Genomic DNA, 15,426 nt, shown 5'->3' with positions numbered 1-15,426 from the left:
CAGATTTGACCGAGCCATGCCATCAGGTACGGGTAAAAGCCGCGTACTTCTGACTTCTCCCGGTCCGGCCGCGCGGGAGTTGCCGCATCACCGAGTCAACTGGATGCGCATATCGATGGTGTTGATGTATCGCGGAGCCGCCTCCGGGCACCGGCCGCGGGCTGCTGCCGTGTCGCCCGGGCTCGCACCCCGGCGACACGGCTGTCCCGCCTCGACCGTCACCCCGGCGACACGGCCGTCCCCTCCGGACGGACACCCGCGGCGCGGACCTCAGCCCTGCGGCTGGTCCAGCGCGGGCGTCAACCGGGACCACGGATTGGGCAGTTCGCCCGTGACCGGCCCGCACACCGCAGCGCCCCGGTCACGGGCGGTGCGGACGGCGAGCGGCACGAGGGCCTCGGGCACGCCGTACACGAGATGGCAGAAGTGGTCGGCCGGATGGCGCGAGGTCCACTCCGGTCTGCTGAACGCCGAGACGTACGTGGACCAGTGGCCCTCGAACGTGACGACCAGATCCGCCAGCCGCGCGTACCCCGGTGCCGGGTGGACGCCGGGATTGAGGACGACGGGAGCCGCACCGAGCCGCCGCACCGTCCGCACCAGCCTTCTGACGGTGGACAGTTCGGCCCGCCCCGACGGCACCCGGTCGAGGAAGCAGCCGTCCGTCGCGTACCACTCCCGGTGCCGGGCGACGTCGTCCGCGACCTCGTCCGGGTCCCTGGTGCCGTAGTCGGTGTCCACGTAACCGAGCAGCCGGGCCCCCGAGTCCCGCAGCGCGCCGGCCGCCGCGGTGAACGCCGGGTCGGGGCTCGGGCCCGGTCCGTCGGCGGGGTTGAGGATCACCGCGTACGTCCGGTCCGCCGCGGTGATCAGACGGTGCCAGGCGGCCGGGTCCTCGCCCGGATGGACGTACAGCGGGATCAGCAGGTTCATGGTGTGCGATCGCCCTCCCGCTCCAGGCCGGCAGGTTCCGTGACCGCGGCCCACAGCGCGGCCAGCGACTCGTCGAGCGAGTACGACGGCCGCCAGTCGAGGGCGTCGGCGGCGGAGGCGATGTCGGAGCACTGCCACGACACGTCGCCGGAGCGCACGGACCCACCGCCCTTCTCCTCGATGCGCCCCCGGAAGCCGGCGATCCGGGCCAGCGCCCGCACCAGGTCGCGCACCGGAACGGCCTGCCCGCCGCCGATGTTGAGCACGCGGGGCAGCGGTGCGGGCGCCGTCGCGGCGCGGGCCGCCGCCCGCGCCACGTCCCGTACGTCCACGAAGTCACGGTGGGCGGACAGGTCACCCAGCCGGATCACCGCGTCCGGATCCCCGCCGGCCTCGCGCAGCAGCCCGGCGATCCGGCCGGGCAGCCCCGCGGGCGGGGCGCCGCGCCCCACCGGGTTGCCCACGCGAAGGACCACCGCGTCGAGACCGGAAGCGGTCACCGTGATGGTCCCGGCGAGCTTGGTGGCTCCGTACGGCGTGACGGGCCGGGTGGCGGCCGACTCCGCGACGTCGACGTCCCGGGTGCCGGGACCGTACTCGGCGGCCGAGCCGAGATGGACGAGGCGTGCCGTGGGAGCGGCGTCGCGCAGGGCCGCGCACAGCACGGCAGGGCCACGGGAGTTGACCTCGGCCAGCGTCACGGCGTCGCCGCCGGTCGCTCCCGCGCAGTTGATGACCGCGTCGGGTGCCGCCGACGCGAGGGCCTTCGCCACCTGGCCCGTGCGGTCGGTGGCGAGGTCGATGCCGACCTCGGCGGCGGTCGAGCGGCCGCCTCCGAGCACCCGCACGCCCGGAAGGGCGCGCAGGTGCTCGGCGACGTGACCGCCCAGATAGCCGGTGAGGCCCAGGACGAGAATGCGCATACGGTGGTCAGGCTCCTTTGAGCAGCAGTGACTTGCGGGTGGTGAACTCGGCGTTGGCCCGGTCGTAGTCGTCGGGGCGGCCGATGTCGAGCCAGTACCCGTCGAACTCGTAGGCGTGCGGGGGGTTCTGGGTCCGGAGCAGATCGAGCACCAGCTCGTCGAAGCCGAGCGGCAGTCCCGCGGTGTACCCGTCGAGCGTGGACCGCGACAGCCCGTACACGCCCATGGAGACGCGGTAGTCCATGCTCGGCTTCTCGGTGAAGGCGACGACCTTGCTCGCGTCGGTGGTCAGGACCCCGAAGTCGATGTGGACCCTGCGCGCGTACGTGGCGATCGTCAACGGCGCACCGGAGGCGCGGTGCTGCTCCAGGACGTCGGCGTAGTCGAGGTCGGTGAGCACGTCGCCGTTCATCACGAGGAACGACTCCGGCAGACGGTCGCGCATGGTGAGCAGGGGGCCCATCGTGCCGAGCGGGCTCTCCTCGGTGGCGTAGTCGACGGCCATGCCCCACTGGGAGCCGTCGCCGACGTAGGCGCGGATGATCTCGCCGAGGTGGCCGATGGCGATGGTGCAGCCGGTGAAACCGGCCGTGGCGAGCTGGCGCAGCACGATCTCCAGGATGGCGTGCTGATCGCCGATGGGCACGAGCGGCTTGGGCAGTGCGGTGGTGTAGGGCCGCAGCCGGACGCCCTTGCCTCCCGCCAGGATCACTGCGTGCATGGGACTCCTCCTTCGTGGACGTACCGGTCGGTCAGATGTTGTAGATGCCGGTCTTGTAGCGGGCGAGGTTGGCCGGGTCGCGGAAGAACTCCACGGTGCGGGCCAGGCCTTGTTCGAGGTCGTGGGTCGGAGTCCAGCCGGTGGCCGCGGTGAGCCGGGTCGCGTCGGCGACCAGCCGCATCACCTCCGAGTTGGCGGGCCGGATGCGTTCGGAGTCCTCCCGTACGTCGAGGGCGGTGTCCATCACCTTGCCGATCAGCGCGACCAGGTCGCCGACCGAGATCTCCCCGCCGGTACCGGCGTTGAAGGTCCTGCCGACGACCCGGTCGGCGGGCGCGGTACCCACCGCGAGGAACGCCTGCGCGGTGTCCTCGACGTAGGTGAAGTCGCGGGTCGGGCGCAGATCGCCGAGGGTGAGGGTGCGTTCGCCCGCCGCGACCTGGCCGATGACGCTGGGGATGACGGCCCGCATGGACTGGCGCGGGCCGAAGGTGTTGAACGGCCGCAGCGTGACCACGGGGGTGTCGAAGCTCGCGTGGTAGCTGTCGGCCAGCCGGTCCCCGCCCGCCTTCGAAGCCGCGTACGGGGACTGCGTGTTGATGGGGTGGTCCTCGGTGATCGGCACGGTCCGGGCGGTGCCGTAGGTCTCGCTGGTGGAGGTGTGCACCAGCCGGGGCGTGCCCAGCGCGCGCACCGCCTCCAGCACGTTGAGCGTGCCGGTGACATTGGTGTCCACGTAGCTGTGCGGTGCCCGGTAGGAGTACGGGATGGCGATGAGGGCGGCCAAGTGGTAGACGCAGTCGGCGCCTTCGACCAGACCCCGGACCGAGCCGGGGTCGCGGACGTCGCCGAGGACGATCTCGACCCGGTCGAGGACGTCGGGGTGCAGTGTCTCCAGCCAGCCGTAGGAGGAGAAGGAGTTGTACTGCGCCATGGCCCTCACCCGGCACCCGGAGGCGACCAGCGCCTCGGTGAGGTGGGAACCGATGAAGCCTTCGGCTCCGGTGACGGCGGCGAGCGGTGCGGTGGTCAACTCTTGGTCCTTCCGGTCGGGTTGCGCAGGTGGTGTCCGCGTCTGGCGACGGTGTCGCGGGCGTCCCGCGACGGCCGCGGTCGTGTCCGGTCGCCCCGGCGGGATGCCGGGCGCGACCCGTGCGACACAGCGGACGGGATGAGAAGTCGGATGGGGCGGGGAGCCTCAGGAGTGCGGTGCGGGCCGGCCCAGCAGCCGCAGCACACACGCCGTGAGACACAGCGCGGCGGCGCCGCAGCACAGCGACAGCGGTCCCGGGCCCTTCGGCAGGTACGACAGGGTCGTCGCCGTGGCACCGGCCGCGGCGGCCAGACACACCCCGGCGGGCGGCCACGCGGCCCCGAACGCCTGGAGGAGCAGCGCGGTCCACAGCGTCGCCGCGAGCAGCAGCAGGGGTATCGGCTCGGCATCGGTCAGCAGCGCCGCGGGCAGCAGCGGCAGCAGATAGGCGCCCAGGCACAGAGCGAACACACCGGTGGACCGGAACAGGAAAGCGGCCGGTGTCGCGGTCGCCCGCAACGCCGCGAGCGACATCCCCCGGTACCGGTACAGCAGCCACTCGGCGGGTCCCATGCTGACCGTCAGCACGATCACGGCGTACGGGTGCTGCCGCCCCTCCAGCAGGACCAGCACCCCGGCGGCCAGGCCGAACAGCCCGTACGGCAGGGAGGGCAGCAGCGTCGGCCGGACGGCACCCGGCGCGGGCGCGACCGCCAGGGCGGCTCGCAGCGCCCAGCCCGCCGCGCCGACGGTGCCCACCACGGACAGCACCGGCAGCGCGACCCGGAGCACGGTGCCCGGCTCCCACCACGGCAGCACCACCGATCCGGCGACGACCGGGGAGAGCGCGGCCAGCAGCAGCCGTTCTCCGCCCAGCACCAGCAGGACCCCGGCCGCCGCGAGATACACCGATTGCGCGGTGGCCACGGCCACCGCCGTGCCGGTGCCGGCGAACGGGGCGCCCGCGACCGTCGCCAGGGCGGCGCCCAGCGGCGCGCCGGCCCGGAGGGTGAGACCCGCCTCGCGCCGTCCCGCGGCCATCCGCAGGTAGGCCCGGTGCCCGAGCGCCTGCCCCCAGGCCCACGACACCAGCCCGGCCACGACCAGGACGTCGGTGTCGCGCGCGGCGTGCCACACCCGGGCGGTGAGCAGATAGGCGAGTCCCGGCAGGGCGAACAGCACGCCGCGCAGGGCACAGCGCACATGGTCCGGCCGCCACGGGTCGGGTGGCGTCGCTGGCTCGGGAAAGGTGCGCGGCACCCGCTCGTACAGGGCGCAGGCGAGGGAGAACAGGTTCGGGTGCCCGTACCGCTCGTGGATCACCTCGGCGGTCAGGCCCTCCGACTCCAGCAGCGCGGCCACCTCGTAGGGGTGGACGGCCGGGCCGATGCGGTCGGCCAGTTCCGCGGCGAGCCGGTCGACCGCGTCCTGTGCCGGGTGGTCCGGCGCCGCCGTGACCGGGGCGCGGTGGCCGGCGAGCCGCAGCGACAGCATGTCGCCCTCCGCGCCGCCGGGTTCGAGGGCCATCGGTCCGCTCATCCGGCCAGACTCCTCGGCAGTGCGGCCCGCGGTTCGCCCGTCGGAGCTAGGTCGGCGGCGGTGCCGGCCTCCCACGGGTCGCGCAGGGTGAAGCCGCCGAGTGCCGACAGCTCCAGATAGATCGAGCGGAAGGTGTCGACGGTCTGGCGCAGGGTGAACTGCTCGACCACCCGGAGCCGGGCTCCCTCGCCCATCGCCCGGCGCCGCCCGGGATCGCCGAGCAGTTCCAGCGCCGCCGCGGCCATGGCGGCGGGATCGCGCGGCGGGACGACCAGTCCGGAGTCGCCCACGGCCTCCCGCACGCCGCCCACGTCCGTGGAGACGGTCGCCCGCCCGCACGACATGGCCTCGATCAGGGTGAAGGGGAATCCCTCACTGATGCTGGACAGCATCACGACATTGCCCGCCGCGTACGCGTCCTTGATGTCGTCGACGCGGCCCTCGAAGGTGACCGCGTCCGCGTGCCCGAGCTCGGCGGCCAGGGCCTCGCACCGTTCCCGGTAGGCCTCGCCGCCGCGCGGGGTGCCGCCGAACAACCGCAGCCGTGCGGCGGGCAGTTGGGCCCTGACGAGCGCGAACGCGCGGATGAGGGTCTCCAGGTCCTTGATCGGGTCGACCCGGCCCGCCCAGCTGAGCGTGGGTTCCTCCGGCTCGGGACCGGCCGGCGGGAAGGCGCTCGGGTCCACGCCGTTGTAGACGGTGCGGATGGACGCGGGGTCGGCGCCGCCCTGTTCCTCCCACAGCCGGTTGTAGCGGTTGCCCGGCGTGATCAGCGCGGCCCGCCGGTAGGTCTCCTCGGCGAGCAGCCGGAAGAATCCCAGGACGACGGCCTTGACCGGCCAGCGGTAGGGAGCGGTGCGGTAGCCGAGGTAGCGCTCGCGCAGATACACCCCGTGCTCCGTCAACAGCAGGGGCACGCCGTGCTGTTGGAGCGCGGCCAGTCCCGGCAGGACGGCGACGCCGCCGCTGACGGCGTGCGCCACTCCGTGTTCGGGCGGCGGCGCGGCCAGCGGACGCAGGGCGTGCTCCAGCAGGGCGGTGGCGGTGATGGCGTCGTGCAGGGTCGGCCGGGCCTCGCGCACGGCGAGCCCCGGGCGGTTCCACACGGAGGCGAGGATCGCGATGGCCCGGTCGCCGCGCAGGAAGGGACTCAGCTGCCCGTCGGCCGCCGCCGCCGCCATCTCGTACAGGGCGGTGCCGAACCGGTCCTCGGCACACGGGTCGAGCAGAGCGGTCAGGAACTGTTCGTAGGCGGCGGACAGCCGGTCGCGGCGGCGTCCGCGCGGCGGACTGCCCTCGGGCGGCGGTCCCCACATCGGGACCCCGACGACGCGCGAGACGTGGTCGGGCACGTCCCAGACGATCGGTTCACGTCCGGTTCCGGTGACGGCGATGACGTCGAAGTCCATGTCGGGCATGCCGACGACGAGTTGGTCGCACCAGACGCTCACGCCGCCGTGACTGTGCGGGTATGTGCCTTCGGTGAGCAGGGTGACGCGCGTCGCGCTGGGGCGTCGCGCGGCGTCGGGAACGTGCATCGATGTGCTCCACGGCCGAGGTGTGGGGTGGTCGGGCCTTCCCTGCCGCCGTGTGCGGCCGGGACCTTCGGTCGGTGCGCCGTTCAGTTGTCCGGGGCGCAGGGCACCTGCTCGGTCGCTCCGGCCGGTACCCGTGTGCGTGGAGTGCCGCTGGTCGCGTCCTGCTCGGGCACGTCGGCGGTCGCGTCCGGATCGGCCGCGATCGCGACGGTGGCCGGGCCGCCGTCACGCACGAGCAGCACCCGCCGGTCGATGCGGGGTGCGGTGGTGTCGGCGCGCGCAGCTCCGGCCGGTGAGCCGAGCGGGGCGCCGCGTGCGCCCGCGCCGAGCACGGTCGAGCCAATGGTCCGCTTCATGCGGTGAAGTTCCCTCCCCGGGCAGGGGTGAGTACTGCTCCCATGGAGCGGACGCACCCCCTTGCGTGACGCCGTCGCCCCCCTCAGACGCCGGTCGTCAACGCTTTCGTCGCGTCACATAGTGATGGCTCTGTGTAGTTTTCGTGTGCCTGCTGCGGAACATGACGGAAAAGAGCAGGCGACCGTCTGGTCGTGATCGAGGTTGACGTACATGTGCGGCGGTTGGCGCGTTGTCTGTGCCCCGGCCCGCGGTGGCCGGTCCGGTCGCCCCGGGCGAGGGAGAGCCGAGGCGGCCGGTCCGCGAGGCCCGCGCGGACCCGCCTTCGGCGGGCCCTCGGGGCGCCGGGTGGGCCGAGGTGGTGCTCACCCGGCGCCGGGACGCCGGCTCGTGGTCAGGAGCGGAGCGCGCGAGGCTCGAGGGTGTGCGCCAGGCCGCCGCCGCTGTCGGCGGCTCCGCGCGCCTCGGCCCGGAACAGAGCACGATGGGCGAGGGTTCACCTCGACGTACGTCCACGCCGCTCGGACCGCGTCCCGACCCGGACGCCGGCCCCGCCGAACCGGTCGGCGACAGGCACGGAGCGGGAGGAACGGGAGACGAGCATGCCGCCGACGGCGCCCCACCTGACCGGGCGGACCGAGTGCAGCTCGGACCTGCACACACCGCTGCGCGATTTCCTGCGCACGGAGACGGGCAGCGCCGCCGTGCTGCTCGCCGCCGCCCTCGCAGCGATGGCCTGGGCCAACCTCGCCCCAGGTGCCTACGAGACGTTCTGGGGGACGGAGCTGTCCGTCCGCCTCGGCGCGCGAGGGGTGGCCCTCGATCTGCGCGAGTGGATGAACAGCGGTCTGATGACGCTGTTCTTCTTCGTCGTCGGCCTGGAGGCGCGGCGCGAGTTCGACATGGGCGAACTGCGCGAACGCAGACGGGTCACCCTGCCGGTGATCGCCGGACTGGCCGGCATGCTCGTGCCGGTCCTGATCTACCTCGCGCTCAACACGGGCGAGTCCTCCGCGCAGGGCTGGGGCGCGGCGATGTCGACCGACACGGCATTCGCGCTGGGCATGCTGGCACTCCTCGGCGGACGCCTGCCCGCAGGCCTGCGGGTTTTCATCCTCACCGTCGCGGTCGTCGACGACTTCGTGGCCCTGGTCGTCATCGCCGTCGCCTACAGCGGCCCCATCGACTGGCCGGCCCTGTGGACCGCCGTCGGCCTGTTCGCCGTGATCCTCGCGGTGCGGGCCGCGCACGTCCGTCGCGGCGCGGCGTACGCGGTGCCGGCCGTCGCGACCTGGGTGGCGCTGGAGAGGTCCGGCGTCGACCCGGTCGTCGTCGGACTGGCCATGGGGCTGCTGACCTACGCGTACCCGGCCAGCCGCAGCGACCTGGAACGGGCGAGCGGGCTGTTCCGGCTGTTCCGTGAGCAGCCCACCCCGGAGCTGGAGAGGTCGGTGCGACTCGGCCTCGCCTCGGCGATCTCGCCCAACGAGCGGCTCCAGCGGATGTACCACCCGTGGACCAGCTACGTGATCGTTCCACTCTTCGCGCTGGCCAACGCCGGGATCACCGTCGACGGCGGCCGGCTCGCCGAGGCGTACACGTCGCCGATCACCCTGGGCATCCTGGTCGGCTACGTGGTGGGCAAGCCCGTGGGCATCGTCGGTGCCTCCTGGCTCGTCTCCCGGTTCAGCCGCGGGAACCTGCGGCCACCGGTCGGCTGGGGCGCCACCACCGCCGGAGGGGCCATCGCCGGGGTCGGGTTCACGGTCTCCCTGCTGATCGCGACCCTCGCCTTCTCGGGAGAACGGCTGACCCAGGCCAAGATCGGCGTCCTGAGCGCGGTCGTCTGCTCCTTCGCGACGACATGGCTGGTCACCTGGATCGTCGGCCGCCTGCCGGGCCAGGCACGCAGCCGTGCGCTGCTCGGCACCGGCGCGACGATCGTCGACCTGGTCCCGCCGGTCGACGTCGACCGCGACCACATCCGCGGTCCCCTGGACGCGCCCGTGACGGTCGTCGAGTTCGCCGACTTCGAATGCCCGTACTGCGGGCTCGCGGAGCCCGTCATCCGTGAACTGCTGGCCGACTACGGAGACGTCCGCTACGTCTTTCGCCACCTGCCCCTCGACGACGTCCACCCGCACGCCGAACTCGCCGCCGAGGCCGCGGAGGCCGCCGCCGAACAGGGCGCGTTCTGGGAGATGCACGACCTGCTCCTCGACCACCAGGGCGCCCTGCGGGCGGTCGACCTGCTCCGGTACGCCGAGGAACTGGGCCTCGACACCGAACGCTTCCACAAGGCCCTGCGCCTCCACTCCGGCGCGGCGCGCGTGGCCGAGGACGTCGAGTCCGCCGACCTGAGCGGTGTCTCGGGGACGCCCACGTTCTTCGTCAACGGCCGCCGCCATCACGGCGCGTACGACATCGAGAGCCTCACAGCCGCGGTGCGCGCGGCCAAGGAGCGGGCCCGGCTGAACCGACCGGCCGGCTGAGGCCGGCACCGCGGGCCCGCATCGCCGGACCGAGGGCCGACGGCCCGACAGGTGTGCGGGCGCAGGCACGAAAGGGTAACGAAGGACGCGTATCGCGTGACGGGGTGACCGCGAAGCGTAACGTCCTGCCTCCTGGGGCTCGTGGGGGAGCCTTCAGGTGGGGGAGGGGATGTCATGTCCGTCAGGACAAGTGCTGTCGGGCTGCCCGGATTTGTCCGGACCCGGCTCGTGGCGGCGATGGGCCTGGGGATTCTGTGCGCGGCGCTGACGGCGTGCGGGAACGGGGAACCGGAAGGCCGCGGAACGTCGGCGGCCGCGGCGAGCACGATCGCGGCCACGCCACCGTCCTCCGGCCCGCCCTCGCCGAGCGCGAGCGCCGATCCGACGCCCACGATCAGCGACACGCCGACGTCCGAAGCCGCCGACACGGTCACCGGCACACCGGACGAGGAGACGCTCGCACTGGGCGACGGGGAGGCCTCGGCGCTCTGGGGCAAGAAGTACAGCGGGACCGCCGACATCTCCGTCCGCGTCTACGACTACTGCAACGCCGACGGCTCCCGCCGCCTCGCGGACAGCCAGACCTATGCGGCGAACAGCACCCTCGATCTGGGCCGACCGCGCACGGGCGGCGACGAGACCGAGGACAACCCGTTCTCCCTGCTGTTCGCCGCGGGCGACCCCGCCCAGGCCGGCGCCGTGTCCTTCTGGTCCTCCGCCGTCAGCACGACCAGCGGCCAGGACCTGGCGGGCAACCCCCGCGATCCGCACCTGCTGCTGACCTACTGGGACGTGGACTGGTCCGGCGGCGAACTCGACGCCAGGCTCACCGACCCGCACACCAGGGAAGCAGTCGCCCTCAACCTCATCAACTGGTCCAGCCCGGTCGTGGCCTGCCGCAACGACCTGGGCTCGCTGCCCGGCGGCTACCCGCACGCCCTGGCCACCGGCACGACCTTCCGGGGCCCTCTCGACGCCTCCACGGCATCCCTCACGGCGGAGGGCACCAGCACGGACGGTCTCGTCGAGTTCCGCATCGAGTTCGAGGGAGCGGCTTCGTGACCTCCGGCATCCCGCACGTCCGGCACCGGGAGGCGTCATGACGGAGACCGCGCTCCTCGACCGCTGGAGCGTCCGGATCGCCGAGTGGGCCGCGCCCGGCGAGTCCGCACTGGCCGCGCAGACCGCGCGGACGTACGCGGCGGGCGGCGCCACGCGTCGTGGCCTCTTCTCCGGCGGCCGTCCCGCACCCGGCGGCATGGGCGGCGGCACGATCTCCGTGCTGCCCGACGTCCTGGACGCGCTGGCGTACGCCGCGGACGCCCTCAAGTCGGCCTTGGGCAGCCCGCAGTTGGGCAATGTGCTGTCCGTCTCCGGACTGGTGATCGGCCTGCGCGCGCAGCGTTCCGCGGGCACCCCACGGGACGACGTGACCGATCCGCCGCGGCCCGCGCGGGCGGCGGACGGCGGCGCCGGGACCGACGGAGAGCCGGAGCCGGAAGGATCGGAGCGTCCTGCGCGACCCGCGGGTGCGTCCACCTCCGGCGACCCTGCCGGGGCCGCGGCTGACACCCCGCCCGGAGATCCCGTTCCGTCCGGGACCGCTCCCCGGCCGGCGCCCGCACCCGCACCCGCCGCCGAGGCCGTGCGGGCCGCTCTGAGGATGAGCGAACGGCTTCGGGCCCGGGGCATGGACCAGGCCGCGGCCGACGAACTCGCCGCCGAGGTGACCGCCCGGCTGCTGGCGGAGGGCGAACCGGGCGAGGCGGCGGCGTTCCTGGACGCCCTCGTGGGCGAGGAACCGCCGCAGCCGACCTCGCGTGGCATCCGTCCGCGACTGCGCCGGCTCATCTCCGCCGCACCCGGCCTGCGTTCCCTGTCCCGCCGTCCGCGCGCCGGGGCCGATCCGCGACCCCCGCAGGACCCGGACGGAGCGGGCCGCGGATGACCGAGGCCGCGCCCGGAGACACCCGCGGACCTGGCCGGGCGCGGCGACCCGCGCGACCGGACCGACCGAACTGGCCGATACGGCCGTCCCGACCGGGGCCGGGACGACGGCGGGGCCCGTCCTGGCCGGGGCCGTCGAACCGACCGCGGCCGTCGAACCGACGGCGGTTGCCTCGACCACGGCCGGGGAGCCTGATCGGTTCGCGACGACCGAATCGACCGCTCGGGTCGAGTCCGTCCCGACCGAACCGACCGGCGTGGGCGTCCCTGCCTCGGCCTCGGCGACGGCCGGGTCCTTCCCGACCGAACCGAACGGCGGGCGCGTTCCGTCCGACCCGACCGCGGCGCCGGGGGCGGCCGGACGTGGTGACCCGGCAGCGCCCCGCGATGCCATGACCGGGCGAACAGCAGTCCGGCCGTCGGCGCGTGCGTGGGAGCCGCCCCCGTGGCTGTGGGTGACCCTGGCCCTCTTCGTGGTGCAGGTCCCCGCCCTGATCGGCCACGCCTTCGGAGTGGGCGACGGCCTGGGCCGGCTCGACGCGGCGGGCCGGGGCCGGTTCGTCACGGCGATGCTCAGCCTGACGCAGTTGTTGCCGCTGTTCTTCCTGCTGGGCGCCGTCCTCGCGCTCCTCTTCCCGGCGGCCCGCTGCCGCGCCATCGAGCGGCGCCACGGACTCCTGTCCCCGGATCATCCGCTGGTCGCTCCGACGCCAGGACCCCCGCCCGCACCGGTCGGATCGCCGGCGGAGCCGGACGCCAGGCCGGCGCCGATCGGATCGCCGGCGGAGCCGGATGCCGGGTCGACGCCGGCCGGATCGCCGACGGAGCCGGACGTCAGGCCGGCGCCGTCGGGTACGCCCGCACCGCACTTCCACCAGCAGATGCAGGCCTTCCTGGACGAGCACGCGCCGGGCACCCGGCTGCGCATCAGCACACGGTCCGGCCTGTCCGCCCGCGTCTATCCGGGCGACCGGAGGGCGCCACGGGTCGGGGTGTTCGCCCCGCTCGTGCACCTGTGGGACACGGACGTGGCGGCGGCCCGCGCGGTGCTCCTGCACGAGCTCGGGCATCTGCGCCGCGGTGAGCAGCATGTCGCCGGTCTCGGCAGCCCGTTCACCGCCCTGGTCCGAGTTTGGCCGTACGTGCTGGTGGTGTTCGTCGTCGTCCCCGTCGCCCTGCTCTTCGCCACGGGCAACGCGACCGCCACGCTGACGCTCGCCGAGGTGGTCCTGGTGCTGTTCAGCGTGCCCAAGGTGCTGCTCCTCGTGGTGGCCGCGCTGTGGTCGGCGGAGCTCGACGCCGACCGATGGGCCGTGCGCACCGCCGGTCGTGACGCCCTCGTCCGCGCGCTGCGCCGTCTGGAGCAGGGCGACCACGGCGGCCTGGCCCGGCTTCACCACCCGCCCGTACGGCTGCGGATCTGGTGCGCGACACGGCAGGAGAGCGGCGCGGTGCAACTCCTGTCGGCGCTGCTGTGGCCGAGCGCCCTCCTCGCCCAGCTCCTCCTGGCCGTGCTGGGCGCCGTGCCGGCGTACGAACTGCTGGGCGCGTCACGGGAACGAGCGACCCGGGAGGCGCTGGCGCTCGCCCATCACGCGCTCACCGCCGACCCCGCATGGTGGGTGACACTCGCCGTCGTCCTGCTGTGGCCGCTGGTGCGGCGCGTCCGCATCGTCTCCCGCGGCCGGATCCGGCGCCTCCGCGTCGCCCCCGGCGGCCGGATCGCGGTCACCTCGGCCAGGGTCCACGCGGCGGCGGTCCTGTTCCCCGCGACGGTCCTGCTCGCCGGATTGCTGCCCCTGGTGTCCCGCCCTTCGGGAGGAGTGTTCGCCGACGACGCCAACGACGCCTACGAGCGCCGTCCGGCTCCCACGGGCACGCCGAGCGGAAGGGCCGGCGGGGCGGGCGCGGCGGCGTGTCCCAGCCCTTCGGCACCGGCCGCGCCGCCGCGCCCGCGGGGGCTGCCGTCCTTCGCCGACGGGCCGTCGCCGGCACCGGGGGGCACGGCGTCGCCGCCGGCGGACGCGCCCCGGACCTTCCACGCCGTCGCCGTCGCCTCCCTCGAACCGCTGCCGGGAACCCGGGCCCAGCAGGCCGCGGCCTTCGGGGACCGCATGCGGCAGGCGCACTGGACACTGCACCACGACGGCCGTCTCACCGCCGACGTCCCGGAGGTCCCCGCTCTGCGCAGCACCGGTGTGCGCGGCACGACCCGATGGCTCACCGGGCGGCGCACGGACCACACCGACGTGAGCGCGACCGCGACCTGGGTGGAGGCCCGGCTCGTCGTCGCCCGGGACGGGACCCCCGTACGGCTGGACCTCGTCAGAGCGGCGTCGCAGTCGCTGCGGGCCGTGGTCGACTGCAAGGAGTTCACGACGACTTCGAGCACCGGCGTGCGGCTGTCCCTGACGCTCGGCCAGGAGTGAGCCCGCCTTCCCTAACTGAGGATTAAGGGCGCATTAAGCCCCTCGGGAGACCGGGACATAGTTCAAATATCCACGTCCCGGGGCGACTTGGGGGGCGGGCCGAAGGGTTGGCCCGGAGAGACCTCGTGCATAGCATCGGGGCCCATTGGCGGCGCTCACCCCACGTGTGAGAGCGCTCTCAATCATCCCCCCACCGCCTCGCAGAGGCACAAGTACCAAGGAGTACCGCACACATGACGCCTCGTCACCAGCGCAACCTCTCCCGCCGCAAGCTCCTCGTCGCACTCGGCGGCATGGCCGTGGCCGCACCGGCGATCGCCGCCGTCGCGCCGCACGCCCTGGCCGGGACGACGGACCGCACCACGAAGGCCGCCGCGGGCTCGCTCCCGCTGACGATCGTCAACGACAGCGGCTCCTTCGACAACGCGTCCGTGCACGTCTACATCGTCGGCAATCAGGACGGACAGCAGGTCCGTGTCACCCAGGACGGCACCCTGGCGCCCATATCCCTCTCGGACAACGGCGCGGACGGCTTCACGGACTACGCGCTCAGCCTCTCCGCAGGCGGCGAGACCCGACTCTCCCTGCCGTACATGTCCGGGCGCGTCTACGTGTCCCTCGGCGAGAAACTCAAGTTCAAGGCCGTGGCGGACGGCAACGGCAACGCGGCGCTCCAGTACCCGGCCGGGTGGGTCGCCTCCGACCCCAACTACGGAGTGCTGCACGACTGTGCCGAGTTCACCCACAACCCGTCCGGGATGTTCTGCAACACGACGATGGTCGACATGTTCAGCGTGCCCCTCAGCATCCGGCTGACCGGGGACAGGCAGCAGACCACGGGCACTCTGCGCGAGGGCGGACGAGCCGCCGCCTTCGCGGCCGTGCGCGAGGCCGAGGGGTTCGCCCAGCTGGTCGTGGACGACGTGCGCGTCATCGCTCCAGGTCACGGTCTCGACGCCGGTCTCTTCGGCAAGGACTACTTCGCCCCGTACATCGACGAGGTCTGGAGCACCTACACCGGGAAGGACCTCACCGTCACCACCAACGCCGGCACGTTCACCGGCCGGGTGCGCGCCGACACATTCACCTTCGACGGGCCCGCCGCGGTGTCCTTCAGCAAGCCCACCACCCGCGACGTCCTGTTCTGCGACGGCAACCTCGCCGCACCCAACGACGGCACGACCGGTCCGGTCGCCGCGGTCCTCGGTGCCGGATTCAACCGTTCCACCCTGCTCAGCGTGCCGGCCCAGCCCAGCACGGCCGCGAGCGACTTCTACCGGACCGACCTGACCAACCACTACGCCAAGGCGATCCACGCGGCGACCGAGGACGGCAAGGCCTACGGCTTCGCCTTCGACGACGTCGCCGACTTCGCCTCGTACGTCCAGGACACCGCCCCCACGGAGATCCGGCTCACCCTGACGCCCTTCTAGAGCTCCGGAGCGGTCCCCGGGCTGCTCCGCGCGGGTGTGCCCCGGCCGCCCCGGGAGGCCCGGGCCCGTTCCGGAAGGCATGGT

12 protein-coding genes are annotated in these 15,426 nt (G+C 73.6%); 5 read left to right on the top strand and 7 right to left on the bottom strand.

The window, feature by feature from the left end; translation table 11 throughout:
* Window positions 1-270: 270 nt before the first annotated feature.
* The 7 genes from ACSYGO_RS04120 to ACSYGO_RS04090 all read right to left on the bottom strand — a co-directional run bounded on the left by ACSYGO_RS04120 (window position 271) and on the right by ACSYGO_RS04090 (window position 7,043).
* The gene (locus ACSYGO_RS04120) at window positions 271-933 is read right to left on the bottom strand and encodes a spherulation-specific family 4 protein (protein ID WP_426680001.1); all 663 of its coding nucleotides are present in this window, start codon (window positions 931-933) and stop codon (window positions 271-273) included.
* On the bottom strand, window positions 930-1,856 hold the full coding sequence (locus ACSYGO_RS04115) for an NAD-dependent epimerase/dehydratase family protein (protein WP_460385785.1): 927 nt from the start codon (window positions 1,854-1,856) through the stop codon (window positions 930-932). Before ACSYGO_RS04115 ends, ACSYGO_RS04120 begins: the two co-directional genes overlap by 4 nt.
* A 7-nt stretch (window positions 1,857-1,863) precedes the next feature.
* Complete coding sequence (locus ACSYGO_RS04110) at window positions 1,864-2,577, bottom strand: nucleotidyltransferase family protein (protein WP_426680003.1); 714 nt, start codon at window positions 2,575-2,577, stop codon at window positions 1,864-1,866.
* A 31-nt stretch (window positions 2,578-2,608) separates the two neighbouring features.
* A complete protein-coding gene (locus ACSYGO_RS04105; protein ID WP_460385783.1) occupies window positions 2,609-3,610 on the bottom strand; it encodes a GDP-mannose 4,6-dehydratase in 1,002 nt (333 codons plus the stop codon).
* Window positions 3,611-3,775: 165 nt separating this feature from the next.
* On the bottom strand, window positions 3,776-5,149 hold the full coding sequence (locus ACSYGO_RS04100) for a hypothetical protein (protein ID WP_460385782.1): 1,374 nt from the start codon (window positions 5,147-5,149) through the stop codon (window positions 3,776-3,778).
* Entirely contained in the window at window positions 5,146-6,687 is a 1,542-nt protein-coding gene (gene pelF / locus ACSYGO_RS04095; RefSeq protein ID WP_460385781.1) for a GT4 family glycosyltransferase PelF, read from the bottom strand. The genes ACSYGO_RS04100 and pelF overlap by 4 nt, the downstream gene beginning before the upstream one ends.
* 83 nt (window positions 6,688-6,770) lie before the next feature.
* Window positions 6,771-7,043, bottom strand: coding sequence for a hypothetical protein (locus ACSYGO_RS04090; RefSeq protein WP_432176072.1), 273 nt, complete (start codon window positions 7,041-7,043; stop codon window positions 6,771-6,773).
* A gap of 600 nt (window positions 7,044-7,643) precedes the next feature.
* On the opposite strand from ACSYGO_RS04090, the gene nhaA reads away from it, so the two are divergent.
* The 5 genes from nhaA (at window position 7,644) to ACSYGO_RS04065 (ending at window position 15,342) form a co-directional block, all read left to right on the top strand.
* Entirely contained in the window at window positions 7,644-9,533 is a 1,890-nt protein-coding gene (gene nhaA, locus ACSYGO_RS04085; RefSeq protein ID WP_435225439.1) for a Na+/H+ antiporter NhaA, read from the top strand.
* Between the two features lie 174 nt (window positions 9,534-9,707).
* On the top strand, window positions 9,708-10,595 hold the full coding sequence (locus ACSYGO_RS04080; RefSeq protein WP_460385780.1) for a hypothetical protein: 888 nt from the start codon (window positions 9,708-9,710) through the stop codon (window positions 10,593-10,595).
* A gap of 37 nt (window positions 10,596-10,632) precedes the next feature.
* Complete coding sequence (locus ACSYGO_RS04075; protein WP_460385779.1) at window positions 10,633-11,481, top strand: hypothetical protein; 849 nt, start codon at window positions 10,633-10,635, stop codon at window positions 11,479-11,481.
* Window positions 11,482-11,935: 454 nt separating this feature from the next.
* A complete protein-coding gene (locus ACSYGO_RS04070) occupies window positions 11,936-13,909 on the top strand; it encodes a M48 family metalloprotease (protein WP_460385778.1) in 1,974 nt (657 codons plus the stop codon).
* A 233-nt stretch (window positions 13,910-14,142) separates the two neighbouring features.
* On the top strand, window positions 14,143-15,342 hold the full coding sequence (locus ACSYGO_RS04065; RefSeq protein ID WP_460385777.1) for a beta-1,3-glucanase family protein: 1,200 nt from the start codon (window positions 14,143-14,145) through the stop codon (window positions 15,340-15,342).
* Window positions 15,343-15,426 lie beyond the last annotated feature (84 nt).

Source organism: Streptomyces krungchingensis (genome assembly GCF_054729265.1).
Note: the sequence above shows the minus strand (reverse complement) of the source record. Positions and strands in the feature narration are given on the sequence as shown.

Coding starts and splice junctions, on each gene's coding strand:
- ACSYGO_RS04090 (WP_432176072.1), bottom strand. CDS start 7,043: ATGAAGCGGACCATTGGCTCGACCGTGCTCGGCGCGGGCGCACGCGGC.
- nhaA (WP_435225439.1), top strand. CDS start 7,644: ATGCCGCCGACGGCGCCCCACCTGACCGGGCGGACCGAGTGCAGCTCG.
- ACSYGO_RS04110 (WP_426680003.1), bottom strand. CDS start 2,577: ATGCACGCAGTGATCCTGGCGGGAGGCAAGGGCGTCCGGCTGCGGCCC.
- ACSYGO_RS04115 (WP_460385785.1), bottom strand. CDS start 1,856: ATGCGCATTCTCGTCCTGGGCCTCACCGGCTATCTGGGCGGTCACGTC.
- ACSYGO_RS04120 (WP_426680001.1), bottom strand. CDS start 933: ATGAACCTGCTGATCCCGCTGTACGTCCATCCGGGCGAGGACCCGGCC.
- ACSYGO_RS04075 (WP_460385779.1), top strand. CDS start 10,633: ATGACGGAGACCGCGCTCCTCGACCGCTGGAGCGTCCGGATCGCCGAG.
- ACSYGO_RS04065 (WP_460385777.1), top strand. CDS start 14,143: ATGACGCCTCGTCACCAGCGCAACCTCTCCCGCCGCAAGCTCCTCGTC.
- pelF (WP_460385781.1), bottom strand. CDS start 6,687: ATGCACGTTCCCGACGCCGCGCGACGCCCCAGCGCGACGCGCGTCACC.
- ACSYGO_RS04100 (WP_460385782.1), bottom strand. CDS start 5,149: ATGAGCGGACCGATGGCCCTCGAACCCGGCGGCGCGGAGGGCGACATG.
- ACSYGO_RS04080 (WP_460385780.1), top strand. CDS start 9,708: ATGTCCGTCAGGACAAGTGCTGTCGGGCTGCCCGGATTTGTCCGGACC.